Origin of the sequence: Thalassolituus sp. UBA3500 (assembly GCF_002377545.1) — a bacterium.
In the GTDB taxonomy this organism is placed as follows: domain Bacteria; phylum Pseudomonadota; class Gammaproteobacteria; order Pseudomonadales; family Oceanobacteraceae; genus Thalassolituus.
Genome location: NZ_DFQB01000055.1, coordinates 1 through 23118 on the forward strand (window position 1 = coordinate 1; position 23118 = coordinate 23118).

Sequence of the window (23118 nt, forward strand, 5' to 3'; positions counted from 1 at the left end):
TTGAAATCTTATGTCTCCACAACACCTCAGTAAGCACCCACACGAAATTGTCTGAACAATTTGTTAAAGAACTTTGCTTCGTGTTTCACTCGAAGCGGGCTGCGCATTCTAAAGAGTTAATCTTCAATGTCAACCTCTTTTTTCTGACTGGTCCGAAGTGATCCGTTCCGTTCAGAGCGGGGCGCATTATATAGCGATTAAAATCACTGTCAACCCCTTGTTTTTCCTTTGTTTTTTCCGCTTCTTAAAGAAGCCGTCTCAACTCAGGAGCGGCGCATTATAGAGATCTCATCTGCGCCGTCAACAGTCTTTCTGAATTATTTTTCAAGTTCGAACAAATGATGCTTTTTCTTGCCCATGCGAACCATAAAGAAACGACCGTACATCGCATGATCAGGGGCAAATATCTCTTCACCTTTCATCAGGTCAGCCATACCGTACGCGTTACCATTGATGATCACAGCATTACGACCAAGCGCATCCTTAACTTGCTTGCCCTGGCCCATGCCAGCCTCAGACAGTATTGCAGTAAGAGGTTTGTCCGCGAGTCCTGTAGTGTCGAGCGCACTTGATGGAAGTCCGTCCTGCTTAATCTGCTCCAGTTCATTCTCAGCCAACTGTGTAAGGTCACCTGAAAATAGCGCCTCGGTGATACGGCGAGCGGAATCAAGAGCTTCTTGCCCATGAACCATACGAGTCACTTCTTCCGCCAGAACAGGCTGTGCAGTCTTCCGGCCCTCGATGGTAGCGTCATGAGCTTCAATCTCTGCGATCTTTTCGACAGGCAGGAAGGTGAAATAACGAAGGAACTTATAGACATCCGCGTCCGCAGTGTTCATCCAGAACTGGTAAAAAGCATATGGCGACGTCTTGGATGGATCTAACCACACGGCACCAGACTCTGTCTTGCCGAATTTAGTGCCATCAGATTTGGTCACCAACGGAACGGTCAGGCCAAATGTCTGAGCGCCATTCTGGCGACGGGACAGATCGATACCACCGACAATATTGCCCCACTGGTCTGAACCACCTATTTGCAAAGTACAGTCGTAACGACGATTCAGTTCGGCAAAGTCCATTCCCTGAAGCAGAGCGTACGAGAACTCGGTAAAGGAGATCCCAGCACCTTCACGATTCAGGCGTTGCTGCACCGACTCTTTATTAATCATGGCATTAACAGAGAAGTGCTTGCCGACATCACGCAGGAAGTCGAGAACATTCATTTCTCCAGCCCAGTCGAGGTTATTTACAACAACGGCTGGGTTTTCAACACCTTCGAAGGCGATAAACTGGCTGACCTGACCGCGAATCTTATCGGCCCAGCCTGCGACAATGTCAGCCGTATTAAGCTGTCGCTCGGCGGCTTTAAAACTTGGATCACCGATCAATCCTGTCGCGCCACCTACCAATGCGATTGGCTTATGTCCGGCATCCTGAAAGCGACGCAGAACCAGCAAAGGCACCAGGTGCCCGAGGTGAAGACTGTCTGCGGTTGGGTCGAAGCCGCAATAAAGAACGCGAGGACCGCCGTTGAGGTGTTCATTGAATTCGTCTTCAGCGGTGATCTGATTCAGCAGACCACGCTCTTTCAGGTCAGCAATAAGTGCGGCTGTCATGGGAGCTATCTTCACATTTCGGTTGTCGGAAAGGGAGCTGAACATACCTGATCAAGGTGCAAAATCAAGTTCACCGGGTAAAATGCCCAGTGATTGTTTACACTTTCCTGCGAAATGCATACGAGGATTCGATAATAAGATGGCTCTGCCCGGGCAACTACAGTATTTCCCGTTACGTCACCTTATCGGTGCCGGGCTCGGTATTCTGCTGCTACTCATTCTGGTTCTTCTCCCGGATTCCGGCGAGTCAACCAAGCAACAGACCTTTGTGATTGACCTTCCTGAGGTCTCGGAACCCGACATTCCCCCGCCGGAGCCTGAACCCGACTGGGAGGAGACAACAGTAAAGAGTGGTGACAGCCTCTCAGTTCTGTTTGATCGGGAGAGTCTCAGTGCTGTCGATGTCATCGATATCGCGAAGGCTGTTCCGAGAGATGTGATCAACCTCAAAGTTGGTCAGACCGTGCGCTGGGTACGGACAGCTGGTAATAAAATTTCACAGCTGGAGATTATTCTCTCGCCCCTGGCGCGGCACTCTCTTGCACGCAAAGACGACGGCACGCTGTCTTATGAGCTGATTGAAAGGACAGCAGATTATATCCCTCGCTTTGCCTCGGCCACGATCGATAATTCTCTGTATTACGACGGATCACAAGCCGGTGTTCCTGACCAGATACTGTACCAACTCGCTGCCATTTTCGGTTGGGATATCGACTTTGCACTGGATATCCGCAAAGGCGATTCTTTCAGCATCATCTTCGAAGAAGTGCAGCTCGATGGCGAACAGATCGGCTACGGTGACATCCTGATTGCTCAGTTCAACAACCGAGACCGGGAATTAACTGCCGTCCGCTACGTCGACAGCCAGGGGCAGGCTAACTACTATACTCCGGAAGGCACGAGTATGCGTAAGGCCTTCCTGCGCAACCCGATCGACTACTTCCGCATCAGCTCACGCTTCAATCCCAACCGTAAGCATCCGATTCTGAACACCATCCGCGCACACCGTGGAACCGACTATGCTGCACCGACGGGTACCCCGATCAAAGCTGCAGGCGACGGCAAGGTAACCTTCGCCAGCCGCAATGGCGGTTATGGCAACGTTGTTGTCATACAACACGGCCAGCGCTATCAGACCAAGTATGCTCACATGAGCAAGTTCGGGCGTGGCGTGCGGGTGGGCCGCTACGTTAAGCAGGGGCAGATCATTGGTTACGTAGGTACGACCGGTGCCTCCACCGGCCCCCATCTTCATTACGAGTTCCTTGTCGACGGCGTCCACAGAGATTCATTGCGGGTAAAACTGCCTAAAGCAGAGTCCATAAAATCTTCTGAAAAAGCGGCCTTCCTGAAAGAGTCGGAAAAGCTAACGAGCTGGTTAACAGACTTCAGTGCTTCTTCAGGCCCGGACGGAGAATTTCAATGACGTTATGTATCGGGCTGATGTCGGGTACAAGTGCCGACGGAATGGATGCTTGTCTGGTTGATATCACGCCTGAAAAGGTAACCATGATTGATGCGTTATGCATTGATTATCCGGATGAAGTATCAGACTTCTTCAAGGCATTAGCGGTCAGCGAAACGCTCAGTGCTGAATTGATCATGGATGCCGACCGATTAATTGCGCAGTACGGTGTCCAGGCCGTGGTTTCTCTGCTGGAGAAGAACGAACTTTCAGCCAGAGATATTAGCCTTATCGGTAGCCATGGGCACACCCTGCGGCACCGACCTCAGCCGGATGGTTTCAGTTGGCAGATCGGCGATCCGTCATGGCTGGCCGAGTACACAGGCATCACTTGTGTCGCTGACTTCCGACGCAGAGATATTGCCGCTGGCGGTGAAGGCGCTCCTCTTGTACCGGCGTTTCATCAGGTTGCCATGCAGGCACATCAGCCGTGCGCGGTTCTCAATATCGGCGGCATCGCCAACCTCACCCTGATCAATGCCGATCAGGATAAGACTCTCGGTTTTGATACCGGGCCGGGCAACGCGTTAATGGATGAGTACTGCCGCGTAATGACAGGTTGCAGCTGTGATGCTGGAGGCGCATCTGCTGCGCGAGGAGTGGTCATTACTGAACTGCTTGATGAGTGGCTGAAGCATCCGTATTTTGCAGAAGTGCCGCCCAAGAGCACGGGACGTGAACTCTTCAATCTGCAGCAGCTTGCTATTCCTGCCCACTATTCCCCTGATGACGTTCTTGCCACCCTGGCGGAACTGACGGCCACCAGCATTGCCGATGCTATCAAGCGGTATGCGCCGGAGCTTAAAGAGCTCTACGTCTGTGGCGGCGGCCTGAAAAACAGCCACCTTATGGAACGCATTAAAGCCCACACAAGTGGGTTAAATGTTCAGTCGACAGAAGCGGTGGGCATACACCCGGATTGGATGGAGGCGATGGCCTTCGCCTGGCTCGGCTGGCGAACCGTCAACCACCTGAGTGGTAACCTGCCTGCGGTTACCGGTGCTCAGGGTGAGAGAATTCTCGGTGGAATTTACCCGGGGAGTACGGGCAACGGCTATCAGAAGTAGGCATAGCCCGCACTCTCAAGACGCTTACTTTCCTGATCAGCGGATGAAACGCCTTCGATAAAGGGCGGCAAGTCAGTGAGTTCAATACCTCTTTGCCCCGTCCAGTGGCGGCACACTTTCACATCGATGATATTAAATGCATCAAGGCGCGCGGCAAGATCTACGAGCGCCTTGTTGTCTCGATAATTGTCACGCTTGAACAACTCAATCTCATCCCCCGAGAGAACCAGCATCACTGGCTCGCGAGTGCGGTAAACATCCTGACCCGAAGCAATTTTCTCGGCACGCTGTAGCAGCGCAAGCATTTCATCCGCTGAGTGCTCCTGTATGCGGGCCTGAAACAGTGCAGGAATATCTTCAGCGGAGGCAGGAATGATTTCAGCCGTTACTTCACCTTCCTGAATGGCCTCTACCGGGGCAACCTCTGAGCTGGCGTCAGCTGTTGATGATGTGTTCTGTTCGTCCTGATTGCCATGGGCGAATAAAGAGCATGATACGAGTAAAGCAGTTAGTACAATTCGCATGGGAACCTCCCTGATGCGCATCAAGTCAGATTGCGAATGACGAACCACAACCACAAGTAGAAGAGGCACCGGGGTTAGAAACAGCAAACCGGGACCCTTCCAGACCTTCTTTATAATCCAACACGGAGCCGACGAGGTAACCGTAGCTAAGTGAGTCTACAAGCACCCGCACGCCTTGGTGGCCGATAAGAGCATCATCTTCCGCTTGCTCATCGTCAAAAGTAAATCCGTACTGGAAGCCGGAACAGCCACCACCTGTTACAAACACTCTGAGACACAGCTCATCGTCACCCTCATCTTCGAGAAGGTCACGGATTTTTTCTTCTGCCGCCTGCGTCAGTTCGATTGGAGCGGCCTGCTGAACTGCTGTCATAGTTACCTTGGGAAAGATGTTTTGGATAAGTCTTGTAGGATTATCTGCTTAACCCAGTGAATTAGTCAACTTTTGCCATTTCTGGTTGAGTCACGCCAGTGCCAGCCTTCGCTGATGCCGACCCATGAATCAATTGCCCGTTTACCTGAGCACCCAATACCATCTCCATTGATGCATAGTGGACATCCCCTGTTATGCGGGCTTTTTTCGCTAATTCAATGTAGTCGTAGGCATGGATATCACCATGTACCTCACCATTGATGATGACATTTGGGGCTGTAATCCGCCCTTCCACACGCCCTTTGTCACTGATACGCACAGAGGCTTTAGAACCCGGCTCAGCGATCAGATTGCCTTTCAGGACACCATCGATCTGGATGGCACCTTTAACGGTAACGTCGCCGCGGATTTCAGTGCGAGCCGAGATTACGGTATCAAAATCTATATGGTTATTAGTCTTAGCACTGAACATCAGGCCTCTCCCTCGGAATTCCAGTTTCGGGTTTCTTCCACCCGTTGTGAGTTCTGCCCTCGCGATTGCATCACAACCTGCAGTTGCTGCGGAGTAAAGCCATCCGGTAGATTCAGTATTCCCTTCAGCTCCTGGAAATACCGGAAGCGGAACGGAATGCCCAACTCACTGATATTGTCATCCAGGTCCCGGAGGGCGATAACTTCCTGCTCACCAGATCGCAGGCCAATCACATTGACGGCTACTTCGCCCTGAACATAGTTAGTGTTATCGACTACCTGGGTCATCATGACGGCATAGCTGTACTGATTTGCACTGATCGCATCAAGGTCTATCCGGCTGATACGTAACCCCTTATCGGCACTTCCGGGGGCCATGATGCCTTTGTAAAACGCAACTTCCTGCTCAAGTACAGAAACCTGATCCTTAAGATCTTTTACAGTATCCCGAAATCCATCAGCGGCCTGACGATCAACTTCACCGCCCTTCTCTAATACGGCAACGCGCTGACTTAAATCTTCAATGGTTTTCTCACTGGTACGAAGACCGTCTTTCAGATAACCATTCTCTTCTTTTAACACTTTCATCTGTGTGTAGCTGTCGAAGTACCCATACAGGTACCCACCACCCGCAGTCACCAGAATCAGAATAGCGAGCCAGAAGGCCCGCCAGAAACGATATCCCTTTGCCCGGCGTACAATGACCAGTTCGTCCTGAACACTGCCTTCAACTACTGCCATGTTCTACCTCCAGAACCGATCATTAAGGCATCAGAGCAACGTGTTGCAGGCCCATGCTTTCTTCAAAGCCAAACATAATATTCATGCACTGAACGGCCTGCCCGGAAGATCCTTTGACCAGGTTATCAATCGCAGACAGGACAATGATCTGACCTGTGTCTTCGTGATAATGCAGGGCCAGACGGCAAACATTGCTGCCTTTAACACTTCTGGTCGCTGGCTGACTGCCCGCGGGAAGCACGTCAACAAAGGGTTCATTTGCGTAACGCTCTTCATACATTTTCTGCAACTCTTCAAGCTTCTGCCCCGGCACCTGAGCATAAAGGGTCGCAAGAATCCCGCGGATCATCGGGGCGAGGTGAGGTGTAAAAGTAATATTGACGTCTTTGCCACCCGCAGCCGCTTTCAGCTCCTGGCGTATTTCCGGAAGATGACGGTGTCCAGATGTGCCGTAGGCCATAAAGCTGTCGGCCGTCTCGGCAAACAGCGAGCCGACTTTCGCGCCTCGTCCGGCACCACTCACCCCTGTTTTGCAATCGGCAATCAGTAGCTGGTCTTCAATCAGTCCCTGCTCGATCAATGGAATCAGACCCAACTCGACCGACGTTGGGTAACAGCCGGGACAAGCAACAAGACGTGCTTTGCTAATGTCACTCCGATATACCTCAGGCAATCCATATACGGCTTCTGGGAGAATACCCGGTGCGCCATGTTCCTGGCCGTACCATTTTTCCCATGTAGGGACATCTTTCAAACGGAAGTCTGCAGACAAATCGACAACGCGGGCACCTGAGTTCAGCACGTCTTCTGCAAGAGCATGGGCAACACCATGAGGTGTAGCGAAGAACACCACATCACACTCACCCAGAGCATCAGCATCCGGCACTGTAAACTCAAGGTCGGTGTAACCGCGCAGATTAGGGTACATATCGTCGACTCGGACACCTTCTTCACTGCGTGATGTGATCACTTTCAGCTCAGTTTCTGGGTGGTGTACGAGAATACGTAACAGTTCTACACCGGTGTAACCGGTACCGCCAACGATGCCAACCTTAATCACAGACAATCTCCGTAGTGCTCTAGTAATGCTCTATGTGTTTTTGCGGCGGTAAATCCTGGTGAACATCACGAATCAGCGCCGCCGGGCAGCGGCGTCCGGGTGGGTTTCCAGCCGTGCCGCAAAGATGCGTATAATAGCTGGTATTCTGCACTCTTCACACCATAAGGCCAGAAAGGAACCGTCAATAGTGACCCCGTTACGCCAACTCTGGCAAAACATGATCACGCTGTCTGATAACCAGATTGGATTGGCTGGTCTTGCTCTGTTAACCGGACTTGTCAGTGCAGGCCTGATTACGCTTTTCCGCTTGGCTATAGAGCTGCCTCTTGTCGCATTCTTCCCTATTGGGTCGGCCGAAAACTTTGAGGGGATGTCCCAGGAAGCACGGTCTTTACTTCTGTTGGGCGGTGGCGCTCTTCTGATTCTTTTATTTTATTGGGTGCCACAAGACCGGCGAAGCATGGGAGTGACTCATGTTCTGTTACGGATGGAGCGTCATCAGGGTTACTTGCCTGCCAGAAATATTGTTCTGCAATGGATATCCGCCGTTATCGCACTGGTCAGCGGACACAGCGTAGGTCGCGAAGGCCCCGCTATTCATATAGGCGCAGGAACAGGGAGCCAGATAGGACAACACACCGAATTAGCCCACCACCGCTTACGAATTCTGGCCGCCGCCGGCGTAGCCAGCGCTATTTCTGCGTCATTCAACACACCGATGGCGGGCGTGATTTTCGCCATGGAAGTGGTATTGCTTGAATACAGCATCCGCGGTTTTATTCCTATTATTCTCGCGTCAGTCAGTGGTGCCATTGTCAGCCGTGCGGTTTTTGGTCACGAGACTGCGTTTGATGTCCCGGCACTGAATCTCACTTCATTGTGGGAAGTGCCGTACATCATGCTCTTGGGCGTCGTCGCCGGTCTGGTCGCTACCGGATACATTTACCTGGTTAAAATACTGCAGCGCCTCGGGCACTTGCCTCTGGTCATCCGCTGGGGAGGCTTAACCCTGGCGACACTGGCCATCAGTTGGTGGCTCCCGGAAATCCTTGGCATTGGTTACGACACAGTGAATGATGCGCTGAATGGCAAAGTGGTATTTACGACCTTACTGCTTTTACTTCTGGCGAAAATGTTCTTATCCAGTTGGGCAGCAGCCGTCAGTTTTCCCGCCGGTCTTATCGGCCCGGTACTCTTTATCGGTGCTGCGCTTGGTGGGTTGATGGGCCAGCTTTCTGTCTGGTTAGTGCCGGACTATCCATTGTCCATTGGCTTTTACACCATGCTGGGTATGGGCGCTATGATGGGTGCAGTACTCCGAGCCCCGCTGGCAGCGCTGGTTGCGCTGTTAGAGCTGACAGCGAACCCCAATATTATTATGCCGGGCATGCTCTCTGTCGTAATCGCCAGCCTGGTGGTCAGCGAGGTATTCCGTTTACCGTCCGTTTTTCAGGTACAGCTCGGGGGTAACGTTCAATACCAGACACCCAGCCCGGTTCGCCAGATGTTACGCAACACCTGGGTGGCTCAGGCCATGCAAAGCTCCGTCGTTGAGGTTCAACGCAAAGTCGGACGTGAAGCCGCTGGTTTTATTCTGCAGCGAGACCCGAGCTGGCTCCTGATCGCTGGCGAAGATACTCTGATAAGGCCTGCTGCCGTCGCAGAAGCGCTGGAAACAGACCCGGACGCAGAAACGATTGACCTTTTTACCATTCCGGCGGATCGCCAGGCGGCGGCACGTATTTCATTGAAAGCGAATCTGCAGGACGCCTTAGACCAGATGCAGTCACATCAATTACAATGGTTAATAGTGTATCGAGATGAGCGACGACATCAGTTTGCTGGTGTTGTATCGCGCGAAGACATCGAAAGCTATTACCAGTACCGTCCGGCACAAGGGGCCTGATTCATGACCTTCCTCTGGCTGAAAGCCTTTCACATCATTGCTGTCGTCACTTGGTTTGCAGCGATTTTTTACCTGCCGCGCCTGTTTGTTTATCACGCCGATGCGACAGACGAAATTTCACGAGAGCGCTTCAAAATCATGGAACGCAAGCTCTACCGGGGCATTATGACCCCATCCATGGTCGTGGTGATTGCACTCGGCCTCTGGATGTTATTCATGAACGCCGGCTTTTACTTCAGCCAGGGCTGGATGCACGCCAAACTGACGCTGGTCGCGCTACTCGTTGTTTACCACTTTTATTGTGGTCACCTGCTGAACGTATTCAAAGAAGACCGGAATACCCGAACCCATGTGTTTTATCGCTGGTTTAATGAAGTTCCGGTATTTATTCTGCTCGGCGTCGTTATTCTCGTCGTCGTCCGACCGTTTTAATTCCAAGGTATTTTTATGACTTATTCTATTTCTCAGTCAGAAGCGTTGTTTGAAGCTGCTCAGAAACACATCCCGGGCGGCGTTAATTCTCCGGTACGTGCATTTAAAGGTGTGGGCGGTACACCTATTTTCTTCGACCACGCGAAAGGCGCGTATGTATTCGATGCCGACAACAACCGATACATTGATTACGTCGGTAGCTGGGGACCAATGATTCTCGGGCATTCCGCCGACGAAATTCTGGACGCCGTGCGTGCGCGGATGGACAAAGGCCTTAGCTTTGGTGCGCCAACGCATATTGAAATCGAGATGGCGAACGAAGTCTGTAAACTGATCCCGTCAATGGATATGGTACGTATGGTTAACTCCGGTACTGAAGCGACCATGAGCGCCATCCGCCTTGCTCGCGGCTTTACCGGGCGCGACAAGCTGGTGAAATTTGAAGGTTGTTACCACGGGCACGCAGATTCACTGCTGGTAAAAGCGGGCTCCGGTATGCTGACTTTGGGCGTACCCACGTCCCCGGGTGTTCCTGCCAGTGTTGCTGAAAATACCATCACTCTCGATTACAACGACCTCGATAATGTCAAAGAATGCTTCGCCAGAATGGGCGACGAAATTGCCTGCGTTATCATCGAGCCAGTCGCTGGAAATATGAACTGCATTCCACCCTCAAAGTCCTTCCTTCAGGGCTTGCGCGAGCTTTGCACAGTGCACGGTATCGTACTTATCTTCGATGAGGTAATGAGTGGCTTCCGCGTATCTCTTGGGGGGGCGCAGCAATACTACGATATCACCCCAGACATGACCTGCCTGGGTAAAGTCATTGGTGGCGGTCTGCCCGTTGGTGCCTTTGGTGGCAAGCGCGAGATCATGGAATATCTGGCGCCGCTTGGCCCTGTGTATCAGGCGGGTACTCTGTCGGGCAACCCACTGGCGATGGCTGCGGGCCTGGCGATGCTGAAAGCTATCCAGAAGCCAGGGTTCTATGACCAGCTGACCGCGCGGGTAAATCAGATGCTGGACGGCTTTAAAGCAGCGGCAAATAAGCACGGTATTCCGTTCACCTCCACCAGCGCAGGCTCTATGTTTGGCCTGTTCTTCACAGAGCTAAACGAAATTAACGGCTTCCGTGATGTCGCAGACCACTGCGATGGCGAGCGTTTTAATAAATTCTTCCATGGCATGTTGAAGGAAGGTGTGTATCTTGCGCCGTCATCATTCGAAGCGGGCTTTATGTCCATTGCGCACACAGAGCAGGATATCGACGACACTATCGCGGCGGCTGACCGCGTAATGGCGACCCTGTGACAGGAAGCCTGCTTCTACTTCTGGTCTCTGCGCTCTTTTGCTGGAGCGCACGACCTTCATCTCAGAAAGAGTGGTCTGGTGAAAAGGCGGCTGATTTTGCAGCCGGCCTGATTATCGCGGTTGCTGCTGGCGGCGAAATATTCGGCGCCGCCACCGGCAATGATGCCGCTGAAACACTTCTGTATGGTCTGGCGTGGTACGCCGCGCTTCCACTGGTCGTTCTCGTGAGAACTATGCAAGCAGCCCAGGTAATGGGAGCAGGCGAATACTGTTACTGGGACAGGGTAATCTGGGGCCGGATTTTACTCGTTTTATGTGTTGTCTTTGAGCTGGCACGCCGCAGCGGTGTCGCGGAGTTTATCCCCGCAATCAGCGCTGTTATTGGCGCTGCCTCACTACTGGCCTGGTCACTCAAGCCTCGATTATTTATGGGACAGAAGTTTCTGGTGGCCTCTCTGTGGGGAATCGTAACCTTCACTTACCTCACTCATGGCTACGAACGTTTTTCTTACGAGAGACTCAGATCCAGTGTAGAACTGACCTACCTTGCGATTCCTCTGGTGATCCTGCTCTATCAAACAAGCCTTCATCATCGCCAGCAGGTTAAGAAGTAACCGCACAGACGTTGACCATACTTTGTACAACTCCCGTATAAGAAATCAGACCGAGTTATTGATAAACCGGTCGTTATTGCGGGTAGCAAGCCTCTGAACCTTGTCTACACTCAAAGCAGATACCAATATAAGGAATGTGGTTACTGCTATGAACCAACCCCCTGCAATAAAAAAATTCTATCAAGATGCGGACCGGTTTTTTCTGACACTGAGCGTTGCTTTACTCGCGCTCTCGTTCGCACTGGCCAGTTGGAACAACACCTGGGCGGAGGCGTTTCTGGTCGGCGTTCCTGCGGTTGCTGTACCTGCAATGATCAGCAAGGCCTTGCCAGGCCACCGCTTAACACGTATCTCATTTGCGGCCTCGCTGATGGTTTTTTCCGCTCTGCATATTCATCAGGCGCATGGCCTTATAGAAATGCACTTTGGTATCTTCGCGCTGCTTGCTGCACTCCTCTACTACCGCGACCATCTCACTATCATCACTGCAGCGGCCGTGATCGCCGTCCATCATCTGGTGTTCAACTACCTTCAGGAAATGGGTTCTGGGGTATACATCTTTGAGTACCACGCAGGTCTGGAGATTGTATTGTTACACGCCGCTTTCGTCGTTTTCGAAGCTGGCATACTTGTTTATCTATCCCGTAAAAGCTGGGCGGAGTTTCTTCAGAGTGTGGAGCTACTCAGCATTGGTGAGCATCTGCAGAAAGAAGGGCAGATTGACCTGTCTTATCAACTCGATAAACCTCAGTCTTCTTTTGGCCATACATTTAACACCTTCTTCTTTCAGGTCAATGAACTCGTCAATGAAGCACGAGAACTGTCATGCGAGATTTCGGGGATCAGCGATGACTTTGATAAATCATGCAAAACCGTCGAGATGGGATCAAGTAAGCAAAGCGACGAAACTGACCTGATTGCCTCTGCGACTCAGGAGATGACCAGCGCGATGGAGGAAATAAACCGGTTCTCAGATGAAGCAGCCGAATCTGCAACGTCTGCAACCGAAGTTTCTTCTGCCAGCGATAAAGAAATCCGCGCCGCAAGAACCAGTATCGAACGCCTGGAGCAAAATATTAAGACTGCGAATACGGTGATCGAAAACCTGGACTCAGAAAGTAACAATATCGGCTCTGTGTTATCTGTAATTCAGGGCATTGCAGAACAAACGAACCTCTTAGCACTGAATGCCGCAATTGAGGCTGCCCGTGCGGGTGAACAAGGGCGTGGCTTCGCTGTTGTTGCCGATGAAGTTCGCACCCTTGCGTCACGTACGCACGAGAGTACCGAAGAAATTCAACGAATGATTGAACAACTGCAGAAGGGCTCAAGTGAGGCAGTCAGCGCCATGGAAACATCACTCAGCGGTGTTGGCGAAAGCGTCAGCCAGATAGGGCATATTGATGAGCAACTGACGCTGATTAAATCAGCGGTAGAATCAATGAGTACGATGAATCAGCAAATTGCACAGGCTATCCGAGAGCAGAATCTGGCGGTCAACGAGGTCAATGGCAATATTATATCAATCCGTGAAATTGGAGATTCTAATCTTGCACTGGCACAGGCCTCGAAATCGAAAACGGGTGAGTTAGCCAATATGGCTGGTAAGCTCGCGAATTTACTGGCTAACTTTAAAACGCACTAAGAGCGCCCCGAAAATAATAAAAACGGCCACGAACCAGTGGCCGTTTTTTATAGCTGAAACTCCAGCTCGTACAAGAGATAACTCAGCATTTCATCATCTTCGTTAGCGAACACTCGCGCCCGTTCAAGCAGTTGACGTGCACGTGCACTGTCACCAGCGGCTGCATACGCTTTTGCCTGTCGATATAAAACGTAGGGGTTTCTGGGCTCAATCCGTCGCGCCTGATCAAGGTATGTCAGCGCGGCGCTCCAGTTGCCTGCCTGAGCAGCATCGTCTGCCTGACCAAACAGCATTTTTACCGCGGGATGATCAGTGCCATCCTGATACTGGCCGTAATCCTGAGAGGCCCCCTCTTGCGATGATGGCGTCGCACATGCAGCCAGAAAGCCAGCCACTGCAATCAAAACAATCGTTCGAACCATGAGCGAATCCCTTTACCGATACTTTGGACCCCTGACTCACAGGCAATCCTGTCTTGTGCCTGCCACGACGCGGGGAATGCATACACCTTACCAGAACAACCGTCTTCGAGTAATTGCCCTTGCGGGTTCACAGGGATCTCTATCAGACTTCTCGACGGAGCCAGCGGTTCCGTTCCCATTCTCCTGAACGATTCCTGCCAGATGGGTAATGCTCCGCTACTGCCTGTGAATGGCATTGGGGTATTGTCATCCATGCCCACCCAAATGACGCCCAAGTGACGATTATCAAATCCAGCGTACCAGGCATCCCGTTGCTCATCACTGGTACCTGTCTTGCCCGCGAGTGGCTGCGGCAGGTCATTGAGCCTCCGTGCGGTACCTTCGCGAACGACGGCCTTAAGACCTGACGTGAGCCATTCCATCGTCACCGGGTCATACACCTGCTGACCGCGGATTGCATAAGATGAAAGCATATCCCCTTCTGCAGTCGTGACCGCATCAATCGTTCGTAGCGGCATCAGAAAGCCTTCTGACGCTATGGTCTGATACATCTGAGTCATCTCGAATGGCGACAACGACATCGCACCCAGTAGCAGCGAAGGATATGGCGTAAGATCATCACGGATACCTAAGCGGACCAGTTCATCAACAACCTTCTCCAGCCCAACCGTCATGCCCAGACGAGCAGTTGCCTGATTCAGTGATCGCTGCAGAGTCTCCTGCATAGGCAGCATCCCGTGACTTTTTTTATCGTAGTTTTTCGGCTGCCAGAGACTGCCATCCTGCCCCTCTACTGTGACCGGGCTGTCGTCAACCAAAGTACCCCAGTGATAGTTACCGCTGCGCAAAGCCGCTAAGTAGACTGCTGGTTTAGCGAGAGAACCAACAGCCCTTTTCGCATTTAACGCCCGGTTAAAACCAAAGAAAGACGCGTCACGCCCACCGAGCAATGCGCGAATTTCGCCACCATCCACACTGGTGATCACCGCTGCCGTTTCCAGCTTGCCTTTCAGTCGCGGAGCACGTGTTTCTATTGACGAAAGATGCGCCTCCGCAGAGCTCTCAACCGCGCTCTGCACCCACGGATCGAGTGTTGTAAAAATCCTCAGTCCTTCTGATTGCAGATCCTGCAGACGATAATCCTGCTGTAACTGCTGCTTTGCGAGTTCGAGAAACGCGGGATACTCCCGCTGACCTGCTCGTTTCGGTGACGCGGTTAATAAAGGGCTGCGTTTAGCACGCAGGCTTTCTGCTTCGGTAATTACCTGATTTTCAGCCATCAGGCCAAGGATCAAATCCCGACGATCTTTCGAGCGTTGCGGATTGCGACGCGGGTTATAAAATGACGCCCCTTTCACCAACCCGACCAGAGTTGCGATTTCGGCGTTATCCAGTTCCCTCAAGGGTTTGCCAAAATAAAAACGCGACGCTAATCCGAAGCCATGAATACTGCGCCGCCCGGACTGCCCGAGATAAACTTCATTAATATACGCTTCAAGAATTTCTTCTTTGTCGTAGTGCAACTCCAACAGCAACGACATAAAGGCTTCCTGAACCTTACGGCTCAGTGATCGCTCATTGGTAAGAAAGAAATTTTTGACCAGCTGCTGAGTAAGCGTTGATCCGCCCTGCACCATGCGCCCGGCATTGACGTTGGCCACCATCGCCCGGGCAATGCCGGTTGGGGATATCCCCCAATGTTCAAAGAATCGCTTATCCTCGGTAATAATCAATGCGGCCACGAGCACTGGCGGGACATCTTCAAGGCGCACCAGTTCGCGGTCTTCATTATGAACAGGGAAAATGCCACCAATGTACTGAGGCTCAAGACGTACCAGAGCCTGTGCGCTTTGTTGGTCAGACACCTTTTCGACACGCTCTGACCTCAGTGTCACCTCAATAATCCGACTCGGCTCCGGACCATCCCAGAATGGAAACCCCCGGCGGTATATACGCCATGTATTCCCGACTCTCTGGTACGTACCCGGCCGATCAGCCGTCGCGCTTTGCCTGTAGTCCGACCACTGCAGCTCAGCCTGTAACTGCTCTGGCGACAGCAAAAGCCCTGGATACAGGGCGAGAGGACGAGCGTATACTTTTGCAGGTAACGCCCATTTTTTGCCATCAAAGGCTCTGCGCACTTCAGCATCGAGATAGATCAGCCAGGCAGCGAAGACCACCAGCAATACCGAAAACAAGCCAAACAGAGTCGCTTTCCAGCGGCGCGGCTTTGCTACTCCCGGATTCTCCGTGCCCTGTTTTCTCGGCGGCTTCCCTGTTTTTTTATCAGTTACTGATTTCTTAGGTACTGATTTCTTAGGTACTGATTTCTTAGGCATGGATTTCTTAGACGCTGCCTTTTCTTCGGTTGGCTTGTTGGTAGGTTTCCCTGACATCCGTTCAATAGCTCCGGCAAAACACTTGATAAAAATAGGTGGTCACAATTTTTGTAGGCAATAACAGAGGCTATATCGACCCCGCTGACAGTATCGGGTTCCCGAATGCGGGTGTCTATTTCTATAATCGCCCTGTTCCTATAGTCACTTCGGTGTACCCTTTTCACAGGTACACCTTTGCGGCTACAGTTAATTCAGGCTCCCGGCCAGACAATCAGTCAGATAACAACACAGGTTTATGCATATGCTCCCCTCCTCACTCCTACCTCACTGGCAAGCAACCGAGCCTCAGCTTGCATCTCTGGCAGAGCGAATGGGATGGCAATGGTCCGATTTTTTTACAGGCCTGAACGAAGAGCAACAAACGGCATTACAAACCGTGATTGCTCTCAGCGACTATGTCGCCGATGCCTTCCCTCGTGATCATGAACACTTATGCGCCGCCGTGAGCGACGGGTCGATCAATATTCAGATTACCCCAAAGACTATGAACGACTGGCTCGATCAACTCGCGCATGAGGCCAGTACAGAAGATGAGTGGCACGCGGCACTGCGCAAACTACGACGCCGCGCTATGGTACATATCATCTGGCGGGATGCACTGAAAACAGCCAGAACACTGGAAACGACGAAAGCGCTTTCTCAACTCGCCGACCTCTGTGTCGTCCGCAGTATTCAGTTCCTGTCGCCGTTACTTGAATCCCGCCATGGCCAGCCTGTGGGTAAAGAATCCGGCGAACAGCAGCACCTCCTTGTCATTGGTATGGGAAAGCTCGGCGGCTGGGAGCTGAATCTAAGCTCCGATATTGATCTTATTTTCGCCTACCCCGACAGTGGCAACACCACGGGGCCGAAGGTCATCAGTAATCAGGAATTCTTTATTAAGCTTGGCCAGAAACTGATTCAGGCGCTTGATAAGCAAACCGTCGATGGCTTTGTCTTCCGTACTGACATGCGCCTGCGCCCTTACGGTCAGAGTGGCCCTCTGGTGATGAATTTCGCTTCTATAGATGAGTATTACCAAAGCCAGGGGCGCGACTGGGAACGCTACGCCATGGTGAAAGCCCGGGTAATGACCGGAGAAGAAACGCCTGAGGCGCAAGAACTGCTCGATATTCTGAGGCCATTTACCTATCGCGTTTACGTAGACTTCAGTGCTTTCGAGTCGCTGCGCTCAATGAAAGCCATGATTAATGCAGAAGTGCGCAGACGTGGACTAACCAACAATGTGAAGCTGGGCCCGGGCGGCATACGCGAAGTCGAATTTATCGTACAGGCGTTTCAGCTGATCCGTGGTGGCCAGGAAAAACATCTTCAGATACGGGAACTCGCCGATGTCCTTGATATCCTCGCTGCTGAGGGCTACCTGCCGTCGGGTGCCACCGAAGAGCTGAAAAGCGCCTACTTCTTTTTGCGTGATACCGAGCACGCAATTCAGAGCTTACGGGATGAGCAGACGCAGGAACTACCCACAGACCCAAGCGATCAGACACGCATAGCGGTCTCAATGCAATGCGACGACTGGGAAGCCTTCGTCACTTTGCTGAATCAGCACCGAAGCATTGTCGGCCACCATTTCGCACAAATCGTAGCGCACGACGACGAGCAGGATGACAAAGAAGCCGACCTCGTCTGGCTCGACCTCTGGCATGGCGAACTGAACGAAGAGGCCGCCAGAGATTTCCTTGAGCAGTATCCGTGTGCTGGTGAATCTGCCGTGCGCGAGCGCATCGATACCTTCCGTGAATCACGCCCGGTGACCAATATGCAGCAGATAGGCCGCGAACGCCTTGAAGCACTGATGCCTTCGTTACTGGAGCAGGTCTGGGCGCAAGACAACACCGAAGAAACACTTGAGCGGATCATCCCTCTGCTCGAAGCGGTACTCAGACGCACAGCGTATCTCGTTCTGCTCAGTGAAAACCCACAGGCGCTGGAGCAACTGATTAAACTCTGTTCGGCATCCAGCTGGGTCGCAGAATTCATTACCCGAACACCACTTCTTCTCGACGAGCTTCTGGTGCCGGAATCTCTGTATCGACTGCCCGACCAGAGTGAACTGCAGGAAGAACTGCATCTCCGTTTGTTGCGCATCGAAGCCGATGATCTCGAACAGCAGATGGAGCAGATGCGACAGTTTGTGCGTGCTCACAAACTCCGCGCAGCAGCCTGCGAAGTAATGAACAAACTGCCTCTGATGAAAATCAGCGACTACCTCACCCGTCTGGCAGAAACCACCATGACCATGGTGCAGAATCTGGCGTTCGAGCAGATGGTCGCTAAGTATGGCTATCCGACTGACGCGAACAAAGAGCCCGTATATACCCCCGAGTTTCTCATTGTGGGTTATGGCAAAGTGGGCGGGATGGAATTGAGTTACAGCTCAGACCTTGATCTGGTCTTTATTCATAACGGGCACGCAGGCGGCTACACCACAGGTGAACGCAGCCTCGACAACGGCGTTTTCTATACCCGCATGGGTCAGCGCATGGTCCACTTCTGTAGTACGCAGACACGATCAGGTGACCTGTACGAAGTCGACCTGCGCCTTCGTCCGTCAGGTAACTCCGGCATGATCGTAGCGTCTCTTAACGCCTTCAAAGAATACCAACAGAACCATGCCTGGACCTGGGAGCATCAGGCGCTGGTCCGCGCACGCGTAATCAGCGGGTCCAGTGAGCTGGAGGCAGGCTTTAATGACATCCGTCAGAAAATCCTGACATCACAACGAGATATTCCTGAACTGCGCGAAGAAGTGCGAGCCATGCGGCAAAAAATGAGGGATAATCTTGGCTCTAAAGATACGAACGGCCAGCAGTTTCACCTGAAACAAGATGAAGGGGGTATTGTTGACATCGAGTTTCTGGTTCAATATGGCGTACTGGCCTGGTCACACCAGCATCCTGAGCTTATTCAGGTCACCGATAACATGCGGTTGCTGGATGCCTTAACGAAGGCCGGTCTGATGGCTCCACAAGACTGTCAGACCCTACAGGAAACCTACCTGTCCTACCGAGCCGAAACTCACCGGCGTGCATTGCAGAAACAATCCCTGCTCCTCGAGAGCGACTCCGTGTCGGCACTCGGATTTGATGCACGGCGTAATGATGTGACCCGACTGTGGAAACTCTGGCTTGAACCTGAGCAGTAACCACTGCTAGGCAAGCGCAGACTGCTGAACGTTTACTGAATTACCGAATACAACATTACATTTACGAGTGAGGTCCTTATGCTACCTTCCATGTCTGACCGTGATGGTCTGATCTGGCTTGACGGAGAGTTAGTCGACTGGCGCGATGCCAAAGTTCACGTACTGACTCACACCCTACATTACGGTATGGGCGTCTTTGAAGGTGTGCGGGCTTATGAAACTGATCAGGGCGCGGCGATTTTCCGTCTGCAGGAACACACCGACCGCCTGTTCCGCTCCGCACACATTCTGAATATGAAACTGCCTTACACGCGAGAAGAGCTGAACGAAGCTCAGCGTGCTGCAGTACGTGAAAACAACCTCGACAGTGCCTACATCCGCCCGATGGCGTTTTACGGCTCTGAAGGCATGGGCCTGCGTGCTGACAACCTGAAAGTTCACGTCATGGTCGCCGCCTGGGAATGGCCGGCTTACATGGGTGAAGAAGCAAAAACTCAGGGCATTAAAATCCGTACCTCAAGCTACACCCGCCACCACGTGAATATCACCATGTGTAAAGCGAAAGCGAACGGCAACTACATCAACTCGATGCTGGCCTTGAGAGAAGCCATCGACAGTGGCTGCGAAGAAGCTCTACTACTGGACAACGAAGGCTATGTTGCTGAAGGCTCAGGGGAGAACTTCTTCCTTGTTCGTGACGGCATTATTTACACGCCAGAACTGACCTCATGCCTGGATGGTATTACCCGTAAAACCATCATCGAAATGGCTCAGTCTCTGGGTTATGAAGTACGCGAAAAACGCATTACTCGTGACGAAGTCTATGTTGCCGACGAAGCCTTCTTTACCGGAACCGCTGCAGAAGTACTGCCGATTCAGTCTCTGGACGGTCGCATTATCGGTAAGGGTTGTCGTGGCCCAGTCACCGAAAAGCTGCAGACCATGTACTTTGATACTGTGACGGGCAAGAACCCATTCAATGCTGAGTGGATTACTCCTTGTAAATAATTTCTCTGATTTTATTTTTATGTGAGTAAATTAAAAAAACCCCGGTTTAACCGGGGTTTTTTAATTCAGAGTAAAATCACACCAGATAGTGTCTCTTCGTAATTGCATTCTATTCTCGAGCCACCCGTCTCTTCGGCATCAGACCAGATATCCATACCACTTATTTCGCCAGAGCTCTCATTAACATTCAAAGTCACTGAGCCACTCATTTCATATGAATAATCATATTCTGGCTCACTATCAGATTCACTGTACGTTATCGTTACTTGATTACCATCCACACTAGTGAAATTAGTTCTATCTTCGGTACGTATATAACCCTGTGCCCAGTTCACGATCATATTGTATGAGTTAGTATAAGTACGCTCTGAACCATCGCACTCACTCTCAACCGTCGCGTTAACCTCATACAAGTATTCGTTCTCAGACAAGCCAACACTCTCACGATTCGGCGTCGTGACCTGCAATTCATAAGGACCATTGCCATACCAGGATTCGACTTCCAGCTGATAATTCTCGCCACTGGCAGCCTGGAAGATAATCCACTCCTGTGAAGAGTCAGAGGTACTGTCATCTGAAACACTGTTGCCGTCTACCTCCAGGTCGAGGTCTTGTGCAGAAGATGAAAGTGCAAGCAACACTTCACCATCAGCTTCCGATACGAAGGTCCATCGCTCGACGCCGTCCTCAGCAATTTCACTCTGAATCAAACTATTGAGGTATACGGTACCAGAAGTCACAGTTACAAGTTCAGGCGTTGAAGCGGGCCCTTTGAGCGACGCGTCCAGAGCAATACCAGTCGACGCAGTGGAGCCATCTTCGCCACCACACCCAATCAACGTCGTTGTAAGAACCCCAGTTGCTATGATTGAAAGCTTATTCATAAATTCTCCTTAATTAGTGGGGAGCACTATACCACGTTGCCAGCGCCCATCACTGTCAGGAGGCAACAGACAAGAGATTGTCGACTTTATAGTCGTACCGCCCGTCACAAAGTCTATCTGGGTAACACATTCACCATATTCCCCAGAAGATACCGTCCGTATCTGAGTTGAACCGCCATTCCAAAGCGTGTCCCCTAGCACTGATGTTTCAGAAGCAAATTTCTCATCCGCTCAACCTAAAAAAGCCCACAAGCAAAGAAAGATACTGTCAGAGAATGCACATATTTGGGTATCAGAATCAGCGATTGCTTCCTCCTCTAAAGCCAGCTAATCCTTCAATAACCAATCCTTCAACAAACCAGTTGTGGCGCCCGTAATCTTGTTGACATTGTTTTCGTTTCTGATGATTCAATAAACTATCAAGCTCTCTATGAGCGATCTGTAAGTTATGAGTGAACTCCATGGCAGGAGTGCCACTTCTTCAAGAGCCATTCAAAGGGCTTGATACGTGTTATCGCAACCGCACCACTGTTTTTAATGAGTGAGTCATTGTCTGTGATTGTGCTGCAGTTTGACGAGAATGTACTTTAGTTTGGCTTAAAATCTGACACCAGGCAGCCTTCCAGCATCAAGATGATGTAATAAAGAACATGCTCAGTTCATCAACGTGCTGAAGAGGGCAGGAGGGAATCATGCAATGGCGAAAGGAATACGATAAAAAGCGGTTATCGCCCGATGCTGCAGTTAATCTGCTGAAAGACAGCAATAATCTGATTCTCGGCATGAGCGTCGCTATGCCACCTGCCTTGCTGAAAGCTCTGGGTCATGCTTTTGCAAAAGATCAGCTACCGCCACTCAATGTCTATTACATGCACGGCACCGAAGCGCTGGCAGACTCTCTGTTAAAAAATGAGCTCGAAGGTAAGTTCACCCCTAGGTGCCTGTTTTTAAGCAGTCACGACCGCAAAGCCATCGCCGGACTTCAGAACCCGCATTGGGTTGAGTTCGTTCCGTGTGCCTTTCATCAGGTGGGCCGCCTGCTAACTCAGCAGGTTGAGCCTGACTGTTTTATGGTGACGGTATCTCCAATGGATAAGCACGGCTATTTCAGCCTGGGTACCAATGCCGATTATGGTGCTTCGGTTATTCGCAAAGCCAAGAAAGTCATCGTAGAAGTGAACCGCAATATGCCTCGTACCTTTGGTGAGTGCTCAGTACATATCTCAGAAGTTGACGCGCTTATCGAGGCAGACAGCGCCTTGTCCGAAGTGACTGAAGCCGCCCCCTCTGAAACTGACCAGCTGATCGCTCGCCAGGTTGCCGAATACATTCACGATGGCGATACGCTACAGATGGGGGTCGGCGGCGTGCCTGCGGCTGTCGCCCGATTGCTGGACTCACACAAAAACCTTGGGCTCCATAGCGAGCTGTTTTCTCCAGCCATCGCCGCGCTGATTCAGAACGGTGTGATTAACGGTCGGGAAAAGCGATTGATGCAACATAAGCATGTCTACACCCTCGCGATAGGAGATCGTGCGATGTACGACTTTATGGACGATAACCCATCGGTTGTTGGTTACCCGGCGTCGTGGGTGAATCATCCATCCGTGATACGTAAAAATCCGAACATGGTGTCGGTAAATTCCGCCATTGAGGTCGATATTACAGGTCAGATCAACGCCGAATCCATTAAGGGCACACCGTTTTCTGGCACCGGAGGTCAACTTGATTTCGTCCGTGGTGCTTTTGCTTCGCATGGCGGCCGCTCGTTTATCGCCCTCCACTCTACTGCAAAAAAAGGGACGCTGAGCCGCATCGTTCCTGAGCTATCCGGCGGGTGTGTGACTGATACACGCATGGATGCCCATTTCGTTGTCACTGAGTTTGGCTGCGTCGACCTCAAAGGATTGTCTCTGCCTCAGCGCACCCGGGCACTGATTGATATAGCGCACCCGGCCTTCAGAGATGAGCTGGAAGCGCATGCACGCAGCCGCCGTCTGATTTGAGCCTGATAGAACTTCAACAGCCAGAT

19 protein-coding genes are annotated in these 23118 nt (G+C 51.6%); 10 read left to right on the forward strand and 9 right to left on the reverse strand.

Annotated features, from left to right (window positions below; all coding sequences use genetic code 11):
* Positions 1-317 precede the first annotated feature (317 nt).
* The gene (gene tyrS, locus B2R29_RS13035; protein ID WP_301181460.1) at positions 318-1616 is read right to left on the reverse strand and encodes a tyrosine--tRNA ligase; all 1299 of its coding nucleotides are present in this window, start codon (positions 1614-1616) and stop codon (positions 318-320) included.
* 139 nt (positions 1617-1755) lie between these two features.
* Here tyrS and B2R29_RS13040 point away from each other — a divergent pair, with 139 nt between their 5' ends.
* Positions 1756-3042, forward strand: a complete 1287-nt coding sequence (locus B2R29_RS13040) for a M23 family metallopeptidase (RefSeq protein ID WP_301181461.1) — start codon at positions 1756-1758, stop codon at positions 3040-3042.
* Complete coding sequence (locus B2R29_RS13045) at positions 3039-4148, forward strand: anhydro-N-acetylmuramic acid kinase (RefSeq protein WP_301181462.1); 1110 nt, start codon at positions 3039-3041, stop codon at positions 4146-4148. Before B2R29_RS13040 ends, B2R29_RS13045 begins: the two co-directional genes overlap by 4 nt.
* On the opposite strand, the gene B2R29_RS13050 is transcribed toward B2R29_RS13045, so the two are convergent.
* From B2R29_RS13050 to argC, 5 genes are all read right to left on the reverse strand, one after another.
* Positions 4139-4672 (reverse strand): hypothetical protein, encoded by a 534-nt coding sequence (locus B2R29_RS13050; RefSeq protein WP_301181463.1) that lies wholly within the window; start codon positions 4670-4672, stop codon positions 4139-4141. The genes B2R29_RS13045 and B2R29_RS13050 overlap by 10 nt on opposite strands.
* Before the next feature lie 25 nt (positions 4673-4697).
* The gene (gene erpA, locus B2R29_RS13055) at positions 4698-5045 is read right to left on the reverse strand and encodes an iron-sulfur cluster insertion protein ErpA (protein ID WP_301181464.1); all 348 of its coding nucleotides are present in this window, start codon (positions 5043-5045) and stop codon (positions 4698-4700) included.
* 61 nt (positions 5046-5106) lie between these two features.
* Entirely contained in the window at positions 5107-5517 is a 411-nt protein-coding gene (locus B2R29_RS13060) for a bactofilin family protein (RefSeq protein ID WP_301181465.1), read from the reverse strand.
* Positions 5517-6257, reverse strand: coding sequence for a DUF6776 family protein (locus B2R29_RS13065; protein WP_301181466.1), 741 nt, complete (start codon positions 6255-6257; stop codon positions 5517-5519). The genes B2R29_RS13060 and B2R29_RS13065 overlap by 1 nt, the downstream gene beginning before the upstream one ends.
* A gap of 22 nt (positions 6258-6279) precedes the next feature.
* Entirely contained in the window at positions 6280-7317 is a 1038-nt protein-coding gene (argC, locus tag B2R29_RS13070; RefSeq protein ID WP_301181467.1) for an N-acetyl-gamma-glutamyl-phosphate reductase, read from the reverse strand.
* Between the two features lie 187 nt (positions 7318-7504).
* Between argC and B2R29_RS13075 the strand changes: the two genes are divergently transcribed.
* From B2R29_RS13075 to B2R29_RS13095, 5 genes are all read left to right on the forward strand, one after another.
* Positions 7505-9223, forward strand: a complete 1719-nt coding sequence (locus B2R29_RS13075; protein WP_301181468.1) for a chloride channel protein — start codon at positions 7505-7507, stop codon at positions 9221-9223.
* 3 nt (positions 9224-9226) lie between these two features.
* Entirely contained in the window at positions 9227-9655 is a 429-nt protein-coding gene (gene hemJ / locus B2R29_RS13080; RefSeq protein ID WP_301181469.1) for a protoporphyrinogen oxidase HemJ, read from the forward strand.
* Between the two features lie 15 nt (positions 9656-9670).
* Positions 9671-10966 (forward strand): glutamate-1-semialdehyde 2,1-aminomutase, encoded by a 1296-nt coding sequence (gene hemL / locus B2R29_RS13085; protein WP_301181470.1) that lies wholly within the window; start codon positions 9671-9673, stop codon positions 10964-10966.
* Positions 10963-11580 (forward strand): hypothetical protein, encoded by a 618-nt coding sequence (locus B2R29_RS13090; RefSeq protein ID WP_301181471.1) that lies wholly within the window; start codon positions 10963-10965, stop codon positions 11578-11580. The genes hemL and B2R29_RS13090 overlap by 4 nt, the downstream gene beginning before the upstream one ends.
* A gap of 148 nt (positions 11581-11728) precedes the next feature.
* Positions 11729-13225, forward strand: a complete 1497-nt coding sequence (locus B2R29_RS13095) for a methyl-accepting chemotaxis protein (protein WP_301181472.1) — start codon at positions 11729-11731, stop codon at positions 13223-13225.
* Positions 13226-13272: 47 nt separating this feature from the next.
* On the opposite strand, the gene B2R29_RS13100 is transcribed toward B2R29_RS13095, so the two are convergent.
* Positions 13273-13647 carry a tetratricopeptide repeat protein gene (locus tag B2R29_RS13100; RefSeq protein WP_301181473.1) on the reverse strand — a complete coding sequence of 125 codons (375 nt, stop codon included), beginning with the start codon at positions 13645-13647 and terminating at the stop codon, positions 13273-13275.
* Complete coding sequence (gene mrcB / locus B2R29_RS13105; protein WP_301181474.1) at positions 13626-16043, reverse strand: penicillin-binding protein 1B; 2418 nt, start codon at positions 16041-16043, stop codon at positions 13626-13628. The genes B2R29_RS13100 and mrcB overlap by 22 nt, the downstream gene beginning before the upstream one ends.
* A 244-nt stretch (positions 16044-16287) precedes the next feature.
* On the opposite strand from mrcB, the gene glnE reads away from it, so the two are divergent.
* The gene (gene glnE / locus B2R29_RS13110) at positions 16288-19194 is read left to right on the forward strand and encodes a bifunctional [glutamate--ammonia ligase]-adenylyl-L-tyrosine phosphorylase/[glutamate--ammonia-ligase] adenylyltransferase (protein ID WP_301181475.1); all 2907 of its coding nucleotides are present in this window, start codon (positions 16288-16290) and stop codon (positions 19192-19194) included.
* 78 nt (positions 19195-19272) lie between these two features.
* Positions 19273-20202 carry a branched-chain amino acid transaminase gene (locus B2R29_RS13115; RefSeq protein WP_273091845.1) on the forward strand — a complete coding sequence of 310 codons (930 nt, stop codon included), beginning with the start codon at positions 19273-19275 and terminating at the stop codon, positions 20200-20202.
* Positions 20203-20267: 65 nt separating this feature from the next.
* Here the strand turns inward: B2R29_RS13115 and B2R29_RS13120 are convergent, their stop codons facing one another.
* Complete coding sequence (locus B2R29_RS13120; RefSeq protein ID WP_301181476.1) at positions 20268-21086, reverse strand: hypothetical protein; 819 nt, start codon at positions 21084-21086, stop codon at positions 20268-20270.
* A 692-nt stretch (positions 21087-21778) separates the two neighbouring features.
* On the opposite strand from B2R29_RS13120, the gene B2R29_RS13125 reads away from it, so the two are divergent.
* On the forward strand, positions 21779-23092 hold the full coding sequence (locus tag B2R29_RS13125) for an acetyl-CoA hydrolase/transferase family protein (protein ID WP_301181477.1): 1314 nt from the start codon (positions 21779-21781) through the stop codon (positions 23090-23092).
* Positions 23093-23118 lie beyond the last annotated feature (26 nt).

What these genes read in the sequence shown, in the direction of transcription:
- erpA (WP_301181464.1), bottom strand. Translation starts at nt 5,045, where the DNA reads ATGACAGCAGTTCAGCAGGCCGCTCCAATCGAACTGACGCAGGCGGCA.
- glnE (WP_301181475.1), top strand. Translation starts at nt 16,288, where the DNA reads ATGCTCCCCTCCTCACTCCTACCTCACTGGCAAGCAACCGAGCCTCAG.
- B2R29_RS13050 (WP_301181463.1), bottom strand. Translation starts at nt 4,672, where the DNA reads ATGCGAATTGTACTAACTGCTTTACTCGTATCATGCTCTTTATTCGCC.
- B2R29_RS13045 (WP_301181462.1), top strand. Translation starts at nt 3,039, where the DNA reads ATGACGTTATGTATCGGGCTGATGTCGGGTACAAGTGCCGACGGAATG.
- B2R29_RS13125 (WP_301181477.1), top strand. Translation starts at nt 21,779, where the DNA reads ATGCAATGGCGAAAGGAATACGATAAAAAGCGGTTATCGCCCGATGCT.
- B2R29_RS13115 (WP_273091845.1), top strand. Translation starts at nt 19,273, where the DNA reads ATGCTACCTTCCATGTCTGACCGTGATGGTCTGATCTGGCTTGACGGA.
- tyrS (WP_301181460.1), bottom strand. Translation starts at nt 1,616, where the DNA reads ATGACAGCCGCACTTATTGCTGACCTGAAAGAGCGTGGTCTGCTGAAT.
- hemL (WP_301181470.1), top strand. Translation starts at nt 9,671, where the DNA reads ATGACTTATTCTATTTCTCAGTCAGAAGCGTTGTTTGAAGCTGCTCAG.
- B2R29_RS13100 (WP_301181473.1), bottom strand. Translation starts at nt 13,647, where the DNA reads ATGGTTCGAACGATTGTTTTGATTGCAGTGGCTGGCTTTCTGGCTGCA.
- B2R29_RS13095 (WP_301181472.1), top strand. Translation starts at nt 11,729, where the DNA reads ATGAACCAACCCCCTGCAATAAAAAAATTCTATCAAGATGCGGACCGG.
- B2R29_RS13060 (WP_301181465.1), bottom strand. Translation starts at nt 5,517, where the DNA reads ATGTTCAGTGCTAAGACTAATAACCATATAGATTTTGATACCGTAATC.
- hemJ (WP_301181469.1), top strand. Translation starts at nt 9,227, where the DNA reads ATGACCTTCCTCTGGCTGAAAGCCTTTCACATCATTGCTGTCGTCACT.
- B2R29_RS13120 (WP_301181476.1), bottom strand. Translation starts at nt 21,086, where the DNA reads ATGAATAAGCTTTCAATCATAGCAACTGGGGTTCTTACAACGACGTTG.
- B2R29_RS13040 (WP_301181461.1), top strand. Translation starts at nt 1,756, where the DNA reads ATGGCTCTGCCCGGGCAACTACAGTATTTCCCGTTACGTCACCTTATC.
- B2R29_RS13065 (WP_301181466.1), bottom strand. Translation starts at nt 6,257, where the DNA reads ATGGCAGTAGTTGAAGGCAGTGTTCAGGACGAACTGGTCATTGTACGC.
- mrcB (WP_301181474.1), bottom strand. Translation starts at nt 16,043, where the DNA reads ATGTCAGGGAAACCTACCAACAAGCCAACCGAAGAAAAGGCAGCGTCT.